The organism is Telluria sp. AZSoR62 (assembly GCF_058111565.1).
This window is the reverse complement of record NZ_JBYTST010000170.1, coordinates 1-339: the sequence shown is the minus strand read 5'-3', so window position 1 is coordinate 339 and position 339 is coordinate 1. Positions and strand designations below refer to the sequence as shown.

The 339-nt window shown below is 46.6% G+C and carries 1 protein-coding gene; it reads left to right on the top strand.

Going from position 1 to position 339, the window contains the following annotated elements:
• Window positions 1-61: 61 nt before the first annotated feature.
• On the top strand, window positions 62-339 hold a 278-nt coding region (locus AC3XQU_RS23385), incomplete at its 3' end, for a site-2 protease family protein (RefSeq protein WP_489876539.1).

Sequence of the window (339 nt, the reverse complement as noted above, 5' to 3'; positions counted from 1 at the left end):
ATGACTTGGCCTTAATGCTCAACAATCCACCAACTGATCAGAAATCTTGGGAACTCACAGCATGCTGCTGACAATCGCTATGTTCGTCGCCGCTTTTTTTGTCATCTGGCTGATGCTTGTATTTCTTCTGCTGATTCATGAGTCTGGGCATCTGATACCAATGCAAAAGATGGGGATCAAACCGGATAAACTTGTTGTCGGCGGTATCAAACTCTTCAGTTTTAAAAAGTCAGGGATAATTCACGAAATTGGTCTGATTCCGCTCTGGGCGTTTGTGGTCAGCAAGGACTACGAAAATTCAGATTCCCGCCAGAGGGCTATCGTTGCCGCTGGTGGGCC